Source organism: Paenibacillus pedocola, assembly GCF_031599675.1.
Taxonomy (GTDB): domain Bacteria; phylum Bacillota; class Bacilli; order Paenibacillales; family Paenibacillaceae; genus Paenibacillus_AQ; species Paenibacillus_AQ pedocola.
In genome coordinates this window covers 2,609,405-2,625,058 of the sequence record NZ_CP134223.1, presented here as the reverse complement: position 1 = coordinate 2,625,058, position 15,654 = coordinate 2,609,405, and the positions used below count along the sequence as shown (strand labels likewise).

The window sequence follows — 15,654 nt, the reverse complement described above, 5'->3', positions numbered from 1 at the left end:
AAATCTTCTTAATCATTTATTCTGAGCCAAATGGCAAGAAGCGCCATAGCGCTTCTGTTACCAAATGGACTGCATGTTCCATATTTCCATAGATTTAATAAGCGGCTCGCCATCTCCCCAGATCTCCAGCCCCAAAGCATCCTTACGGCTCGGATATACCCGGGTCGTCAGGCTTTTCAAACCGTTGGCATAGGCTTCGACCATGGAACGGTCCAAATAGATGTGAAGCTTCAAATTCTCCCCTAGCAGCTCCAGCTTACCGCCTTGGACCCCACTGCACTTTTCACCCGGATGCAGTGTAGTTTTCGTTCGGTCGACCAGGAGCTTTAGTTCTTTAAAATCATAATACAGCAGCGTTTCTTCTTCTCCATCCGGTGTACACCGGACTTTGATTCCGAGTTGTTGGGCACTGCCCCGCTCCAGTTCTAATTGAATCTCAAGCATGTCACCACGAACATCTATTAGCGATAGATTAGCCTCAGCCAAAGACTTGTCACGTATCGATAGCAGTTTAGTGCCGCGCAGCGATTGCAGCTCCTGAATCGGCTCGATTCCCAGCCGTCCGTCTTCCCTCAGGAAGACACTTAACGGCAATCCGCCGTTATGAGCCCAGCCCGATTGGTATTCCAGCTCGGATGTGCGGTCACCCTGCGCGATAGTAAAGATGATATTTCTGCCCGTCTTCGGATCCACCATTCCGCTAGGACCGGTAAAATGAAAATCACCAACGTCAATCAATTGCGGTTCTTCCTGATCCGGGAGGAAGGACAGATTGTGCTTGTCCAGCTGACCGATCCAATAGAACACCTCGACATCAGCGCCTTTTCCCACAGGACTGACCAGCAGGAGGTATTTGCTCACACCTTGCTTGTCACTGCCAAGAGGAAGAAATACAGGGAGCTCCCAGATAGGCCCAAGATAAGGGAACTGTTGAATATCCGCTTCAAAGAATGACCCTTTGTACGTCCAGCTCAGCATATCCTGTGATTCAAATGCTAATGCGGCTCCGCCACCGCCTTCAATCCCCGAACCGACCAATGCATACCAGCCGTCATCATCCTTCCAGACAAAAGGGTCTCGAAAATCTCCGAAGGCGCCCATACCCTGCTTCTGTACAATGAGCGGCTCCGGATGTTTGACCCACTGAACCAAATCCGGATCTCCATCCTGGGAATAAGTACTCCGGGCAAGCGCAACACTCTGATTCGGTGAAGCACTGTCATTTCCCGCCGTAAAGAAGAGGACCGGCAAGCCCTCTGCATCATAAGTCGCACTGCCCGACCAGATTCCGTCCGGTGCCAGCTGATCCTTAGCGGGTGCTAGGGCTACGGGAAGATCCCTCCAATGGACCAGATCCTTACTCACCCAATGGCCCCAATGGATATGATAAAAGAACGGCCCTAACGGGTTATGCTGGTAGAACAAATGATACAGCCCGTCAAAATAGATTGGCGCATGAGGCTCGTTCATCCAATGAGCGGGTGGGCTGACATGGTATTGCGGTCTGTGCCGATCGGTAAGCAGAGGAGTCCTGTCCAGCCTGATCTCGTCATAAGGCACTTGCGGCCTAAGACCTCCATGTGCGGAATCCAGCACATGCTGATAAGAAGCGGCCACTTCCTCTGCACTTAAGGCCCGGTTATAAATCTTCAGCTCATCGATGATCCCGCTGAACATCTGAAGGCTGAAGACCCCAGCCAGCAGGCTGCTGTGATTATTCTTGCCGATGAGCAGATCTGTGCCAAATGCTTCAGCAAGACGGGAACCGCTGGGCACGACACAAGAAGCAACTTCACTGCCGTTCAGATACAGTTTGATTTCACCCTGATTTCCATCAAATACAGCATTCACGTAAGACCATTCGTTCTTTGGCAATTCATAGCCTTCCGGTGACCAAAGCTCCTTCCAGCTTCCTCCTTCCAGCCCAACCTGGAAGGACCAGGAACCGTGCCTGAACATGCCAAGCAGATAACCTTGTTTATGCTCCATATTGTGGCGGTTCACAATAGCTGTCAGCTTGCCTTCATGACCTAAGTCATAGGTGCGCGGAGCCACCCATACCCCGATACTTAGTGCTGACAAAGATTTCAGTCCGCCGTTCTTCTCTTCTTCTTCGACCTGATGGACGATAGAAGTCGAGTAACCATCGAACAGGAGGCCGGTTCCTGTCACCCCCTGTCTCCACTGCGGACCGGACCGTTCGGTAAACTCTGCTTGATTAAATACAGACTGTATCTCGTCCCGGACCTCAGATACGCTCTCCAGAGCGCTTGCTCCTGTGCCTTCATCAAAAGCCCAGTGCATTATCAAGCCTTGATCGCCGTTTACGTGGCTCATGCATCATTCCTCCCACCATCCGGAATATGGATGGATTTAAGAGTATGGATCTGCAGCGAATCCAATACAACTTGCCCGGATTGCGTGCTTACTTCAACTTTATCAATTGAAGCATCAGGGAAAATTTGATCTGTCAGTGCAACCAGTCCATTGTTGGCATACACTTCAACCGCATTACGATCCAGCCAGATCTGCAGCTTGATCTTTCCATTCTTCGAAACCATTTTGGCACCGTGTGTGCTTGCGAACGAAGGGTGGAAATCAGTCACACCCGATTTGGAACGGTCGATGAACAGCCACTCCTTAGCAGGGTCGTACCCGATAACAATCTCACTCCGCCCGGAGGATTTCAGCCCAATATGAACCTCTTCACCGGGCCGGATATCAATATCGGCTTCGATTTCCAGCAGATCTTCGTTCATTTTCTGAATAAAAGGGTTCTCAGGTGTAACTGTGATTCCATTCCAGTTAGCTGATTCTTGGCGCAGCTGCTCTATTTCCCGGACAGGCATTTGGGTTAGTGTCACACCCTCGTCGCCCTGGTTTGTCAGTGACAACACGCGGGGCAGAGTCATGGCACCTCTCCAGGAACCGGTAGGTGTCTCGTTGGCATACTTCCAGTTGCTCATCCACCCGATGATCACCCGGCGTCCGTCCTGCTCAGGGATATCCGACCAGGTAACTCCCGCATAATTGTCTCTGCCATAATCGAGCCACAGGATATGATCGGCCGGGTTGTCATTAATGAAGTTATTTCCGTCGAACTCCCCGATAAAATATTGCGTTCGTGATCCTTCCGGACAGTTTGGATTGTCTCCAATACTAATAATGAGTACCCATTTGGTACGCCCGGTGTTATCCACCGGCAGCTCAAACAGATCCGGGCATTCCCACACACCGTCATGGGAGCCCTCTCCTCTACCGAATTCACCGGTAAGCGTCCATTCACGCAAATTAGGAGATGCATAGAAACGGGCGTGGTCTCCAGCAACAATAGCCATAATCCAACGCTCACTTTGCGCATGCCAGAACACCTTCGGGTCCCGGAAGTCAATCTGATCCTCCTCGGCGAGCACCGGATTTCCGTCATACTTGTGCCAGGTCTGGCCTTTATCGCTGCTGTAAGCCAGGCTCTGCCGCTGGCGCGGCTGTCCTGTCTCCGGATGGGTATCCGCATGAGTAAAGATCGCAACGAGTCCATGAGAATCTTCAAATAATCCGCTGCTATTCTTCCAGTCCACTACACAGCAGCCGGAAAAAATAGCTCCATGCTCATCCGGAAATAAAGCAATAGGTACGTGCTCCCAGTGAATCAGGTCCTCACTAACAGCATGGCCCCAGTGCATAGGGCCCCATTTATTACTGTAAGGATGGTATTGATAGAAAAGATGATAGCTTCCCTCATAGTAAACTAATCCGTTCGGATCATTAGCCCAGTTAGCGGGGGGTGAGAAATGAAACCCCGGTCTAAAACGATCGTCATTATTCTGTTGATTGGACTCTATCATCCGGATAATCTCATCTGTCGTCGGCATGGACCCAAGAGCCCCCTTCCGTGTGGTTACTAACGCTCCGCCGGCATTGGCAAAAGTCAGCATACTAATCATTTGCTGGCTAGTTAGTTCATGCAAAGAACTCCCATTTTCCAGAATCTTGTATAACAGACAGCCTAGAAAAGCATCCCCGGCTCCTGTCGTGTCGATCGCCTTAACCTTAAACCCCGGCACATAGCCATCCAGACCAGCCAAGCGGTAATAGCAGCCTTTATCTGCTAAAGTGACGACAATTAACGAGATATCAAATTGCTGCTGCAGCTCTAGGGAGCCCTTTTCAACATCGCTGATCCCCGTGATAAAAGAAAGCTCTTCTTCCGATATTTTCAGAATATCGGCATAATTCATGCCCCAAAAAATATTCTGTCTGGCTTCTTCCTTGCTCTTCCATAACGCAAACCGGATATTAGGATCGAATGAGAGCAAAACTCCTGATTCCTTAGCCTTAAGCACTGCCGTCTTGGTTGCTGTACGGGCAGGTTCATGGGTCATGGACAATGATCCAAAATGAAGAGCCTTGCAGCTTTCAATCCGGTGAAGCGGGATATCCCTCGAGTGTAAGAAGGTATCTGCTCCCGGCTTGCGGAAGAAGCTGAACGACCGGTCTCCCTGATCATCCAGATGGACAAAGGCCAGTGTTGTACTCGCTTCATTCGTATAAGAAACTTCCGACACATCCACACCACTGCCTAACAAGGTGTTGTGCAGCAAGGAACCGAATTGATCCTCTCCGACCTTGCTTATGAGAGCAGATTTGGCTCCTAACCGGGATAGTGCTGCGGCCACGTTTGCCGGAGCCCCTCCTGGATTACATTCAAATTGCTCATTCCCCCCTGCTGTGCGACCAGCTGGAGTAAAGTCTATCAATACTTCTCCTATGGCGATAACATCAAGCACAGTTTCTCCCCACCTATCATCTATTTATTTAATTTTTCAGATTTGCGTTATAGCGATCCAATCCGGTTTGATAGATTTCCATAAGTTCCTTCAAGCCCATTTTGTCCAGTGTCTTCAGATAGTTGTCCCATTCCGCATCGGCACCGCCATCCACAATGAATCTTCCTCTTTGGGTATTTACATACTTGATCAGCTCAGGCTCGATCTTGTTGATTTTATCCAGTTCCTCCGGTTCAAAGAAGATATTCGGATAGTTTTCCTTTTCCATATAAGGGTTGTAGTATTGCTCCAAATCCTTGGCACGCTGCTGGGCCCGAGGCTCCATATCTACAACTTTTCCGAAGTCATCGAAAGTAATGATGCCAGGTGCGCCTGATCCCGGTGCTACCTTTTGACGGAATTCACCTGCAGATGCGCCATCAGGAAGCGGCAGATTTACCAGTTTTCCGTTTTCATCCTTTTTATACACGATATCCAGCGGACCCCAGTGGATTTGGGCAGCCATGTAAGGCTCAAACTGCTGATCAATCCAACGCATAGTGATTTCCGGATTGCTGTTCTCTTTGGTAATCACAAAGGATCCGCGTCCCGGGCCGCCGCCATTGGCGCGTCCAATCGTTTGATCCCCATTCGGTCCTTTCAGCGGTGACAGCAGAACATAATCTTTGGCACGCTCGGTTCCTACAACTTCTTCAACTTCCCACCAGACGTAAGATCCTAGCGTCTCATCGTTTGTTTTACCCTTGGCCAGATACTGTGCTGCGTCCTGGGTGAAGGATTCCGGATCGATCAGACCCGTTTTGTACCATTTTTCATGGAAATAATTCAGAGCTTCCTTATATTCAGGCTGAGTCGCGGTAAAAATAACTTTCCCGTCACGGACGACCCGGTGCTCCAGATTATCCGGAAGGCCGAAAGCACCGAATAGTCCGGCAATATCCATACACCACTGCATGTGCATGAAGCTTAGCGGGATCTCATCCTGCTTCCCGTTGCCATTCGGATCCTGTGTTTTAAAGGCAAGTAGTGCTTCCGTGTATTCATCCAGTGTTTGCGGTACCTTCAGCCCCAGCTTATCCAGCCAGCTTTTATTAATAACGTGGAAGAAGGGGTTGGTTCCGAGGTTGTTCTCTTCCCAGGACGGTAGTCCGTAGATGTGTCCATCCGGTGCTGTGATCGAGGATTTGATATCGGGCCGGCGGTCAAGAAGCGCTTTCAAATTAGGCGCATATTGATCAATTAAGTCCTCCAGCGGAATAATGGTTCCATCCTTGCCATAATTGATTAACTCGTAATCAGTGAAGCCGGCTGCATAAAAGGCATCAGGCAAATCACCGCTCGCAAGCAGCAGGTTTTTCTTTTCTGCATAATCGGTGTCAGGGATGTTTTCCCAGTTAATTTTTACGTTAGTATCTTTTTCCAGCCGTTTGAAAATTTCCATCTCTGAGAATTCCGGTGCCAATGCAGCCTTCGGGGATACCATTCTTAAGGACACTGCTTCTTTAACAATCGGAAGACCGGTTTTGTTGAAATTGGCTTCCTGATCCGGACTTCCCGCCTGGTTATTTGCACTGTTGCCATTACCCGAGCATCCGCTAAGCGCAAACGCTCCGGCCAGCATGACAATTCCCGCACCTTTGAATAATGATTTCATTCTACATAACCTCCCCTAATTTCGTTCCACAAACGCAAATCATATATTGCTTTTCCTCACTATTCCTCAGATCCTGTACATCACCCCCTTTCAAGACCCTGCCCGTATCATCCCTTAATGGAGCCGATCATCACGCCTTTAACAAAATACTTCTGCAGGAAAGGATACAAGATAAGCAGCGGCAGACTGGATACCATGATGACACCGTATTTGATCAGTTCTGTAACCCGCATCTTGGCTGCATAAGATTCCACATCGATCATCATGCCGGAGTTGACCTGATTCTGGACAAGGATGTTGCGAAGCACCAGCTGCAGCGGATATTTGCTCTCGTCGTTCAGATAAATTAAAGCGTCGAAGAACCCATTCCAGAAGCCGACAACATGATACAGCACCATAACCGCCAGAATGGACTTGGATAAAGGCAGGACGATACTCCAAAAGAATCTGGTATTGGAACATCCGTCTATGGACGCCGCTTCCCACATTTCATCCGGTATGGATGACTGGAAAAATGTCCTCACGATAATCACATTGAATACACCGCCTGCTCCGGGAATGACAAGGGCCCAGATCGTATTCAGCATGTGAAGATCCTTAATTAATAAATAGGTCGGAATCAGCCCGCCGCTAAAGAACATAGTGACCAGCAAAAACCACATAATCACAGATTTCCCTGCCAGATCTTTACGGGCTAACGGATAGGCCGCAAATACAGTTACGGCAACTCCAATTAATGTGCCCAGAGTCGCGTATAGAATTGAATTTCCATAACCGATCCAGATGGATGAGTCACTAAAAATCCGTTCATAACCATCCAGCGTAAAGCCTTTAGGAAACAGCCAGACTTCACCTGAGTAGATATAATTAGGATCACTGAGTGATGCAACCAGTACAAAGTACAACGGGTATAAGACGAGCAGCATAATGATGGTCAACATGGTGTAGTTGATGATGTCAAACCACGCGTCTCCTCTACTCTTACGCTTCAATAATGAATTCAAAATGTACTCCTCCTTACCAGAGACTGGTTTCTGTCATTTTTTTGGCAATCCGGTTAACGGTGAAAATCAGGACAATATTGATGAAAGAATTGAATAGGCCAACTGCCGTAGAGAAGCTGTATTGAGCCTTCTGAATCCCCATTTCATATACATAGGTCGGGATAATATTGGAGGTGGCATAATTCAAATCGCTCTGCATCAGGAACGCTTTCTCAAAGCCGATGCTCATAATGTTACCAAGTGCGAGGATCAGCAGAATAACGATCGTCGGCAAAATGCTTGGAATATCCACATACCACACACGCTTCCACTTACTCGCTCCATCCATAATTGCAGCTTCATGAAGTTCGGGATTGACCCCGGCAAGAGCAGCAAGGTAGATAATGGTGGCGAAGCCTGTTTCCTGCCAGATGCCTGACAGTATATACAGGGGACGAAACCAGCCAGCATCCGCCAGAAACAGAATGGGATCTCCTCCGAACAGGGTGATGACGTGATTCACGATACCGCTGTTTGGAGACAAAAAAACATTAAGCATGCCGACGAGTACAACCGTAGAGATAAAATGCGGTGCATAAATCACTGTCTGCACAAATTTCTTGTAGGACTTACCCAGCATCTGATTGAGCATAATGGCGATAATGATTGGGGCCGGGAAGCCAAACAGCAACGAAAGGAAACTGAGTGAGAGCGTATTCGTGATAATGGTCCAGAAGTTATAAGTGTTGAAAAAATCTATAAAGTGCTGGAAGCCTACCCATTCACTTCCCCAGATCCCCTGACTTGGTGAAAAGTCCTTGAAAGCAATTTGTACACCGTACATCGGATAATACTTGAATACGAGGTAAAGAATAATGATCGGCAGTAAAAAAAGGTACAGCTCATAGTCGCGTTTGAACCTGCTCCATGCTTTACGTTTTGGTTGGATCATGGAATGATCCGTCCCGCTAGTTGTTGAATTCACGTTTATTCTCCCTTTCATGTAAAAGTAATCATTCGTTTTGAAACGTTTCCAATTTAGATTGAAACGTTTCCAATTTAGTGAAGAAAAACCTCAGTTGATATTACAAATATCCAATGTGCTGAAGTTTTCCGTTCCAGATTGGGATCATGTAGTTTCACCTTGCTTGAAAAGAACAGGAATACGATACACTTGCTTATCTAAGGGTATGCCTTCGATCTTGTTATAGAGCAGTCTGATTGTCATACGTGCCATCTCTTCCACCGGCTGCCTGATCGTTGATAAGATCGGATGAAAATATGGATTATCCTGAATGCCATCGTAACCGATGACCTTTACATCTTCGGGAACACGGATACCCTGCCGCCTAGCTCTTTCAATATAATTGGCAGCTAACATATCGGTTATCGCAAAAATGCCATCCACATCGTCATACTTATTAAGAAACTCATTGAAATAGGCCTCATCATCCACGATAGGGTCGGGTTTCTCATAGACCACATAATCGACTCCCAAAGCTTCCGCCTCATGAATGAAACCCTCTCTCCGGTTCATGGTTTCACTAAATACAGAAGTGACACTTCCCATAAAAGCCGGTTTCCGGGCTCCCGCCTTAACAAGCTCCCTTAAAGCCAGCCGCCCTCCCTCAAAATTATCTGAGGTTACACAGGTGATCTTCTTGTTGAAATGTCTATCAATACTTACAATCGGAATATCATTACTTACATTATTCTCGATATCGTTGTAAGTTATCCCGACAATACCAGCAACTTTATTTTGCCGGAGCATATCCAAATAATACATTTCCTTCTCAGGCTTACCGCCGCTGTTACAAAGCATAAGCTTGTAACCTTCAAGATCCAATTCATCCTCGATATAATAAGCCAATTCAGAAAAGAATGGATTCCAGATGCTTGGAAGCAGCAGAGCTACCATTTTGGACTTCTGCATCTTGAAATTCCGGGCCACTTCATTCGGAAAATAATTCAGTTCTTGTATGGCTTCTTCAACTTTTCTGCGTGTCTTGGGTTTTACAGCGCCAGAGTTGTTAATGACTCTGGACACGGTTCCTACTGCAACGCCGGCTAAGTTAGCTACATCTTTAATGCTTGTCATTTAACACCCCCGAACTCTCTTCTGAAAATTATAATATCACCAAAGTGGAAACGTTTCAATAGTTAATTTGGAAACGTTTCAATATTTTAAATTCATAGCTAATTCAGTTGGTTTCGATTACCTTCCTTGGTTGGATTAAACGCCAAACAATCCCGGTGAATGTATAAATCTCACCGGGACTGTTTGCGCAGTATTACATACTATGAATATTTGAGAACGAACTTATTCTAAGTTCCTATTATCAACCGCACCGGCTATACCCGCAATTACTGCAGGTCTTGCATCCTTCGATGTTAACCAGCGAGGCGCTGCCGCAGGATGGGCAGAGGTCGCGGGAAGCGGTCGAATGGCTATGCGCCGAATGGCCGCCATGACCGTCATTCGTAACAGCGGCAGCAGGGCTGCTTGATTTCAGCTCCGCGCTGAGCGCTTCATTGAAATCAAGCTCCAGCGTGGCTGCGATTGGCGCGGCCACATGGTCATCCTGTGCGTTGTTCTGCACATGGGTTTCCAGCGCCTTAGCTACTGCATCGGCGATGGACTCGACGCGGTTCGCGCCGAAGCCGATGGCGCCGGAGCCGCCGATGCCCTTGAGATGCTTAATCAGCAGCTCGACCTTCTCGCCGTGGTCGCCGTAACGCAGGAACAGCGAGCAGACACGGCCCAGGGCTTCCGCCATGGCGAAGACGTCGGAGCCGGCCTTGCCGACATTCAGGAAGATTTCGGCCGGAATGCCGTCCAGGTCGTTGATGGTGATATACGCCATGCCGAATGGCGTATTGATCTTATAGGTAGCGCCGCGCAGCACCTGCGGGCGTTTCTTGTATTGTTTATCCACCACATTAGCCTGTGGTGCAGGACTTACTGCTACTGCGGTTGTTGCTGCGGCCGGAGCTGCTTCTTCGGCAGCCGGTTCAGCCGCCGGTGTGTCCTTCTTGTCTTCCTTCTTCGCAGTTTCCAGCACCTGCACATCTCGGCTGCCGTCGCGGTAGATCGTTACGCCTTTGCAGCCCAGATCGAAGGCCATTTCATACAGCTCGGCTGTCTCTTCGACGGTGAAGTCGGACGGGCAGTTGGCTGTTTTGGAGATGGAGCTGTCCACCCAGCGCTGAATGGCTGCCTGTGCACGGATATGGTCTTTAGCCGACAAATCCATGGAAGTCACGAAGTACTCAGGCAGCTCTTCACCCGGATGGGCTTCCAGCCACTCCTGGGCAATCGGCACGAACTGCTCGTCATAGCCGAGACGGCTCTGGCGGAAATATTTGAAGGCAAAGTACGGCTCGATACCGGTCGAAGTGCCGACCATTGTACCGGTACTGCCTGTAGGTGCCTGGGTAATCACGGTAACGTTGCGCATGCCGTGCTTGCGGATCGATTCACCGACTTCCGGATAGACCTCGGTAATATTACGCATAAATCCGCTTTGCAGATATTTCTCAGCATCAAATGCCTGGAAGGAACCCTTCTCGCCGGCGATTTCCGCCGAAGCCAGATACGCTTCGCGCGCCATGAAGCCATAGAGCTTGTCCAGGAACTCCAGCGATTCCGGGCTGCCGTAGCGGATGTTCAGCTTGATCATCAGCTCGGCCAGACCCATAGTGCCCAGACCTACGCGGCGTTCCAGCTTCTGGTTCGCTTCATTCTCAGGGAAGTGGTAAGGCGTCTTGTCGATAACATTATCCAGGAAACGTACAGAATAGCGGGTAGTTGTAGCCAGATCCGCCCAGTCCACATCATGATTCTCCGCATCGTAGAACTTGGAGAGGTTGACGGCAGACAGATTGCAGACGCCCCAGCCCGGAAGGCCCTGCTCACCGCACGGATTCGTGCAGATAATCGGGTTGAAATACCAGCTGTTGGACATTTGATTGTAGTATTCCATGAACACTACACCCGGCTCAGCCGATTTCCAGGCTGATTCAATAATCGTATGCCAGACATCACGCGCTCTGACGGTACGGTAAGGAATAACCGCGCGGCCATCCGCTTTCCATTTATCCAGATCCCCGTCCCAGATTGTATCGTAATCAGGGTCCGTTGTATCCGGGAAGACCAGCTCCCAGTCCAGATCCTCTTTGACTGCCTTCATGAAGGCATTGCTCACGCATACCGACAGGTTGGCATTGGTCACCTGGCCCATCGTCTGCTTCACGGTGATGAAATCAACAACATCCGGATGCCAGTCATTGATCATCAGCATCAATGCGCCGCGGCGGCTGCCGCCCTGCTCAATAAGTCCGGTGGTATAGCTGAACAATCCGCCCCAGGATACAGAACCGCTCGACGAGCCGTTGACGCCTCTTACAATTGCCCGGCGCGGACGCAGCGAGGACAGGTTGATCCCCACACCGCCGCCGCGGGCCATAATTTCGGTCATTTCCGAAAGGGTCTGCATGATGCCGCCGCGGCTGTCTTTTGGCGAAGGCACAACATAACAGTTGAACAGGGTCAGTTCTTCACTTGCCCCTGCACCCGCAGCAATCCGTCCGCCCGGTACAAGCTTCCAGTCATCCAGAATCGAACGGAACCTGCCTGTCCATTCTTCCTGCAGTTCAGGTGTTTTCTCTACAGAAGCCATGGCAGCGGCCAGACGGTCCCACATTTCTTCCGGAGTCTTCTCTATATTAAGCGTCAGCTTTTCTACATCCGAATTCACCAGTTCCCCGCTGCGCGTCTTGACGGTAACGATCCGGCCATTGCGCTCGACAATCTCCCCGACTTCCTTTGTCGGAAATTTGGGATCATCTTTGGTCAGAACCAGCACAACATCGCCAACCTTGGCATTGTTGCTGTCTGCATCCTTCCAGGCATAACGGTCCAAAAATATTTTCTCACTTAGCCCTTCAAGGCGCTGCTTGCGTTCCACTGTACTCAATAGAAAAACCTCCCGGTGTGTAATATGTAAATCTTCCGCTGCAAGTAGTAAGGTGGAGTCCTCTTGTCAATATCAAATAACCGCCAAAAGCCCTCCGTAAACAATAATTTCAAGCTTTTGTAACAATATATTGTGTGAACCAGCTTTTCAACTATACCACATATTGTATCGAAGTTCTTTTTCGAAAAAGGAAGCCTTATCGCGAAAAATCAGCATTGAGCCGCTTTTTCTCACTTTTTCTCGCTTTTTTATCAGATTCGGCACGAAAAAAAGACCTTAAAATCAGCATGTCTGCTCTACAAGAATACTTTATATAGTTATGAATTCTCTCTTTTACGCGCATACTACTTCTACGCATTTCTTATATGAAAACGCGCCGGAGGAGGCTGCAACATGACGCAATTATCCCGCAATTCCTTGCCGCAAGAGGGAAGCACACCCGCCCCGCTGCTGCCCGTCCCTCTGTCTTTTGAGCGAAACTGGCTGCATGATCTGGAATCGAAACTGGACAAGGGCGGACCCTGGGGGGACTGGAGATTATCCCGCCTGGCCGTACAGGGTGAACAATCCGGTCTTGTCACCAGCTTCGACGAACTGCAGTGTATGAAGCATCTTTCAGGACTGTCCCCGCTGCCTCATCAGCTCGATACCGCCCATAAGGTGCTGTTTGAAATGTCCGGCCGGGCGATTCTCGCGGATGAGGTCGGTTTGGGTAAGACCATTGAAGCAGGACTCGTCCTCAAGGAATATCTGGTGCGGGGCCTTGTAAGCAAGGTGCTGATTCTGGTACCCGCCTCACTCGTGCTGCAATGGGTCCGGGAGCTGAATACGAAATTCGGCATCACGGCAGTCGCACAGAAGAAATCTTACTCCTGGGGCAATGACATTGTGGTGGCCTCCATGGACACCGCCAAGCGCGATCCCCATAAGGAGCTGCTGCTCAGCTCTGAATTCGACATGCTCATTATCGATGAAGCACACAAGCTGAAGAACAAGAAATCGACCAACTATCAGTTTGTTCAGCAGCTCCGTAAAAAATACTGTCTCCTGCTCACCGCAACTCCCGTACAAAATGACCTCGGCGAGCTGTTTAATCTGATCACCCTGCTGAAGCCGGGACAGCTCGGCAACCAGGGCGATTTCGCCGCCAACTTTGTTGTGGATAAACGCCAGCCGAAGAATGAAGTCCAGCTGCGCGGCGAGCTCTCCAAGGTCATGATCCGCAACCGTCGGGGCGAGGGGCCGGTGACCTTCACCAAGCGCAAAGTCCGGAATATACCGCTCACGCTCTCACCGGAGGAAAAGGCATTATATGACGGAGTAACGGCTTTTGTCAAAGACCAATATCAGGAATCGGGCGGCAATCTCAGCAGCATGCTCTCCCTGGTAACACTTCAGCGTGAGGTATGCAGCAGCCGAGATGCCGTTTTCATAACACTGGTCAATCTGATCAAGAAGCTTCCGGCCGATTCTCCGAAGCGTGAACGGATGATGGATCTCCTGCAGAGCATCCGTACTGTCAAGACGAACACGAAAGCGGAGAAAACGATGGAGCTGATCCGTGATATGAATGAAAAGGTCATCGTCTTCACCGAATACCGCGCCACGCAGGAATATCTGCTGCAATACTTCCGCGAGCACGGCCTGCAGTGCGTGTCCTATTCCGGCGGCATGAACCGCGGCAAAAAAGACTGGATGATGGATCTGTTCCGCGGCCGGGCCCAGGTCATGATTGCCACGGAAGCCGGCGGCGAAGGAATTAACCTGCAATTCTGCCACCATATGATCAACTTTGATCTGCCGTGGAATCCGATGCGGGTGGAGCAGCGGATCGGCCGGGTTCACCGGCTGGGCCAGCAAAACGATGTTGTCATTTATAATCTGTCCACCGAAGGCACGATTGAAGAGCATATCCTGCACCTGCTCCACGAAAAAATCAACATGTTCGAAATGGTTATCGGCGGACTCGATGTGATTCTGGAGCGGTTCGAAAAGAAGGAATCGCTGGAGAAAAGCCTCTACAAAATCATGCTCGAAGCGAGAAGCGATGAAGAACTGCGCAGCGGTCTTGACCATATCGGCGAATCGCTCAGCGAGCTGTCCCACGAAACCCGGAAGGAAATCATGCCATGACACTTAGTCCGCTAGAGGTGCGCAAGCAGGTAATGGATTATCTTGAAGCGACTGATTGCTCCTTAATTGAAGTATCGCCGCTGCATGTAACGGTCAAGCTCTCGCCGCGTGCTGACCGGATGCTGACCGACCGGCCTTACTATTGGGGGTTTGTTGAACGCACCGGTGTAGACCCGGAGACCTTGTCGTTTACCTTCGTGTTCGATCCGGAGAAATACGACTCTGCCGCTGCACAGACGCCGCCTCCCTCACGGCCGCCCGGAGGCTTGAACCGCCCGGCTGGCGCAGCGCTGACGTCCGGCGGAACAGAGATGGAAGCGGGAGCGGATAACGCGGCAGCAGCAGCAAGCGGAGCACCTCCCGGTGTTTCCACCGATCCGCAGGACAGTATTCTTGCCCGGTACTTCGGCATTGTCCCGGCGCTGCCGCGGATCGGTCCGGGGATGATCCGCCGCGAGGATGTTATCTACGGAAGCAAGCGGCTGCGGCAAATTTGGGCTGCGGCCAAGGAAGAAGGCAAATGTCTGCAGTTGTTCGAGGACCCGGGCAGCAGACAGCGGACGACTCTGTTCTCGGCCGCTTACGAGCCTTGGCTGGGTGTGTGCTATAAGGTGGAGATGACCTGTGATCTCAAGCGGGAAGAGCTGCATTTCATCGGCATATCGCTGGCTACCGGGAAAATTGCTGAGGATTTCGGTTCCAGACTGAACGCTCTGGAGCTGACACCGCGTCTGCCGGAGAACATTCATATCCAGCCCTATGAGATGAATGTTGCCGCTGGAGCAGATAGACTGGAGAGCTATCTGACCTCACAGCTGGCCGCGCTCGACTATACCTGGGCCGAGGAAGCCCGCGAACGGCTGCGGCTGGAGCTGAGCATTGTAGATATCTATTACGAGGAGCTACTGAAGGAGCCGGATGAAGAGAAAAAGCAAGCCATAGAGGAGCAGTACAACCGCCGCCGCAAAGAGACAGCCTGGCAATATGAGCCGAAAATTGCAGTTTCTGCCGTAACCTATGGTCTGTTTCACCTGCGCAGCACATAGAATGCGACTAGGTCCGCTAAAAGCAGGCAAAAAAACAGCGAAACTCCAAAGCAGCAGCGCGACAGCAAGCAACAG

General features: G+C 50.0%; 9 protein-coding genes. 2 read left to right on the top strand and 7 right to left on the bottom strand.

Annotation, left to right across the window (positions count from 1 at the left end):
• Positions 1-57: 57 nt before the first annotated feature.
• The 7 genes from QU597_RS11120 to QU597_RS11090 form a co-directional block, all read right to left on the bottom strand.
• Positions 58-2,337, bottom strand: coding sequence for a GH32 C-terminal domain-containing protein (locus tag QU597_RS11120; RefSeq protein ID WP_310832689.1), 2,280 nt, complete (start codon positions 2,335-2,337; stop codon positions 58-60).
• Positions 2,334-4,787, bottom strand: coding sequence for a PfkB family carbohydrate kinase (locus tag QU597_RS11115; RefSeq protein WP_310832688.1), 2,454 nt, complete (start codon positions 4,785-4,787; stop codon positions 2,334-2,336). Before QU597_RS11115 ends, QU597_RS11120 begins: the two co-directional genes overlap by 4 nt.
• 28 nt (positions 4,788-4,815) lie before the next feature.
• Complete coding sequence (locus QU597_RS11110) at positions 4,816-6,441, bottom strand: ABC transporter substrate-binding protein (RefSeq protein ID WP_310832687.1); 1,626 nt, start codon at positions 6,439-6,441, stop codon at positions 4,816-4,818.
• A 107-nt stretch (positions 6,442-6,548) separates the two neighbouring features.
• Complete coding sequence (locus tag QU597_RS11105; RefSeq protein WP_310832686.1) at positions 6,549-7,445, bottom strand: carbohydrate ABC transporter permease; 897 nt, start codon at positions 7,443-7,445, stop codon at positions 6,549-6,551.
• 13 nt (positions 7,446-7,458) lie between these two features.
• On the bottom strand, positions 7,459-8,427 hold the full coding sequence (locus QU597_RS11100; RefSeq protein WP_310832685.1) for an ABC transporter permease: 969 nt from the start codon (positions 8,425-8,427) through the stop codon (positions 7,459-7,461).
• A gap of 126 nt (positions 8,428-8,553) precedes the next feature.
• Positions 8,554-9,522: a LacI family DNA-binding transcriptional regulator gene (locus QU597_RS11095; RefSeq protein WP_310832684.1), complete on the bottom strand. Its 969-nt coding sequence runs from the start codon at positions 9,520-9,522 to the stop codon at positions 8,554-8,556.
• Positions 9,523-9,763: 241 nt separating this feature from the next.
• Complete coding sequence (locus QU597_RS11090) at positions 9,764-12,400, bottom strand: adenosylcobalamin-dependent ribonucleoside-diphosphate reductase (protein ID WP_310832683.1); 2,637 nt, start codon at positions 12,398-12,400, stop codon at positions 9,764-9,766.
• 393 nt (positions 12,401-12,793) lie between these two features.
• Between QU597_RS11090 and QU597_RS11085 the strand changes: the two genes are divergently transcribed.
• Positions 12,794-14,533, top strand: a complete 1,740-nt coding sequence (locus QU597_RS11085) for a DEAD/DEAH box helicase (protein WP_310832682.1) — start codon at positions 12,794-12,796, stop codon at positions 14,531-14,533.
• Positions 14,530-15,579: a YqhG family protein gene (locus QU597_RS11080; RefSeq protein ID WP_310832681.1), complete on the top strand. Its 1,050-nt coding sequence runs from the start codon at positions 14,530-14,532 to the stop codon at positions 15,577-15,579. Before QU597_RS11085 ends, QU597_RS11080 begins: the two co-directional genes overlap by 4 nt.
• The last annotated feature ends 75 nt before the right edge of the window (positions 15,580-15,654 follow it).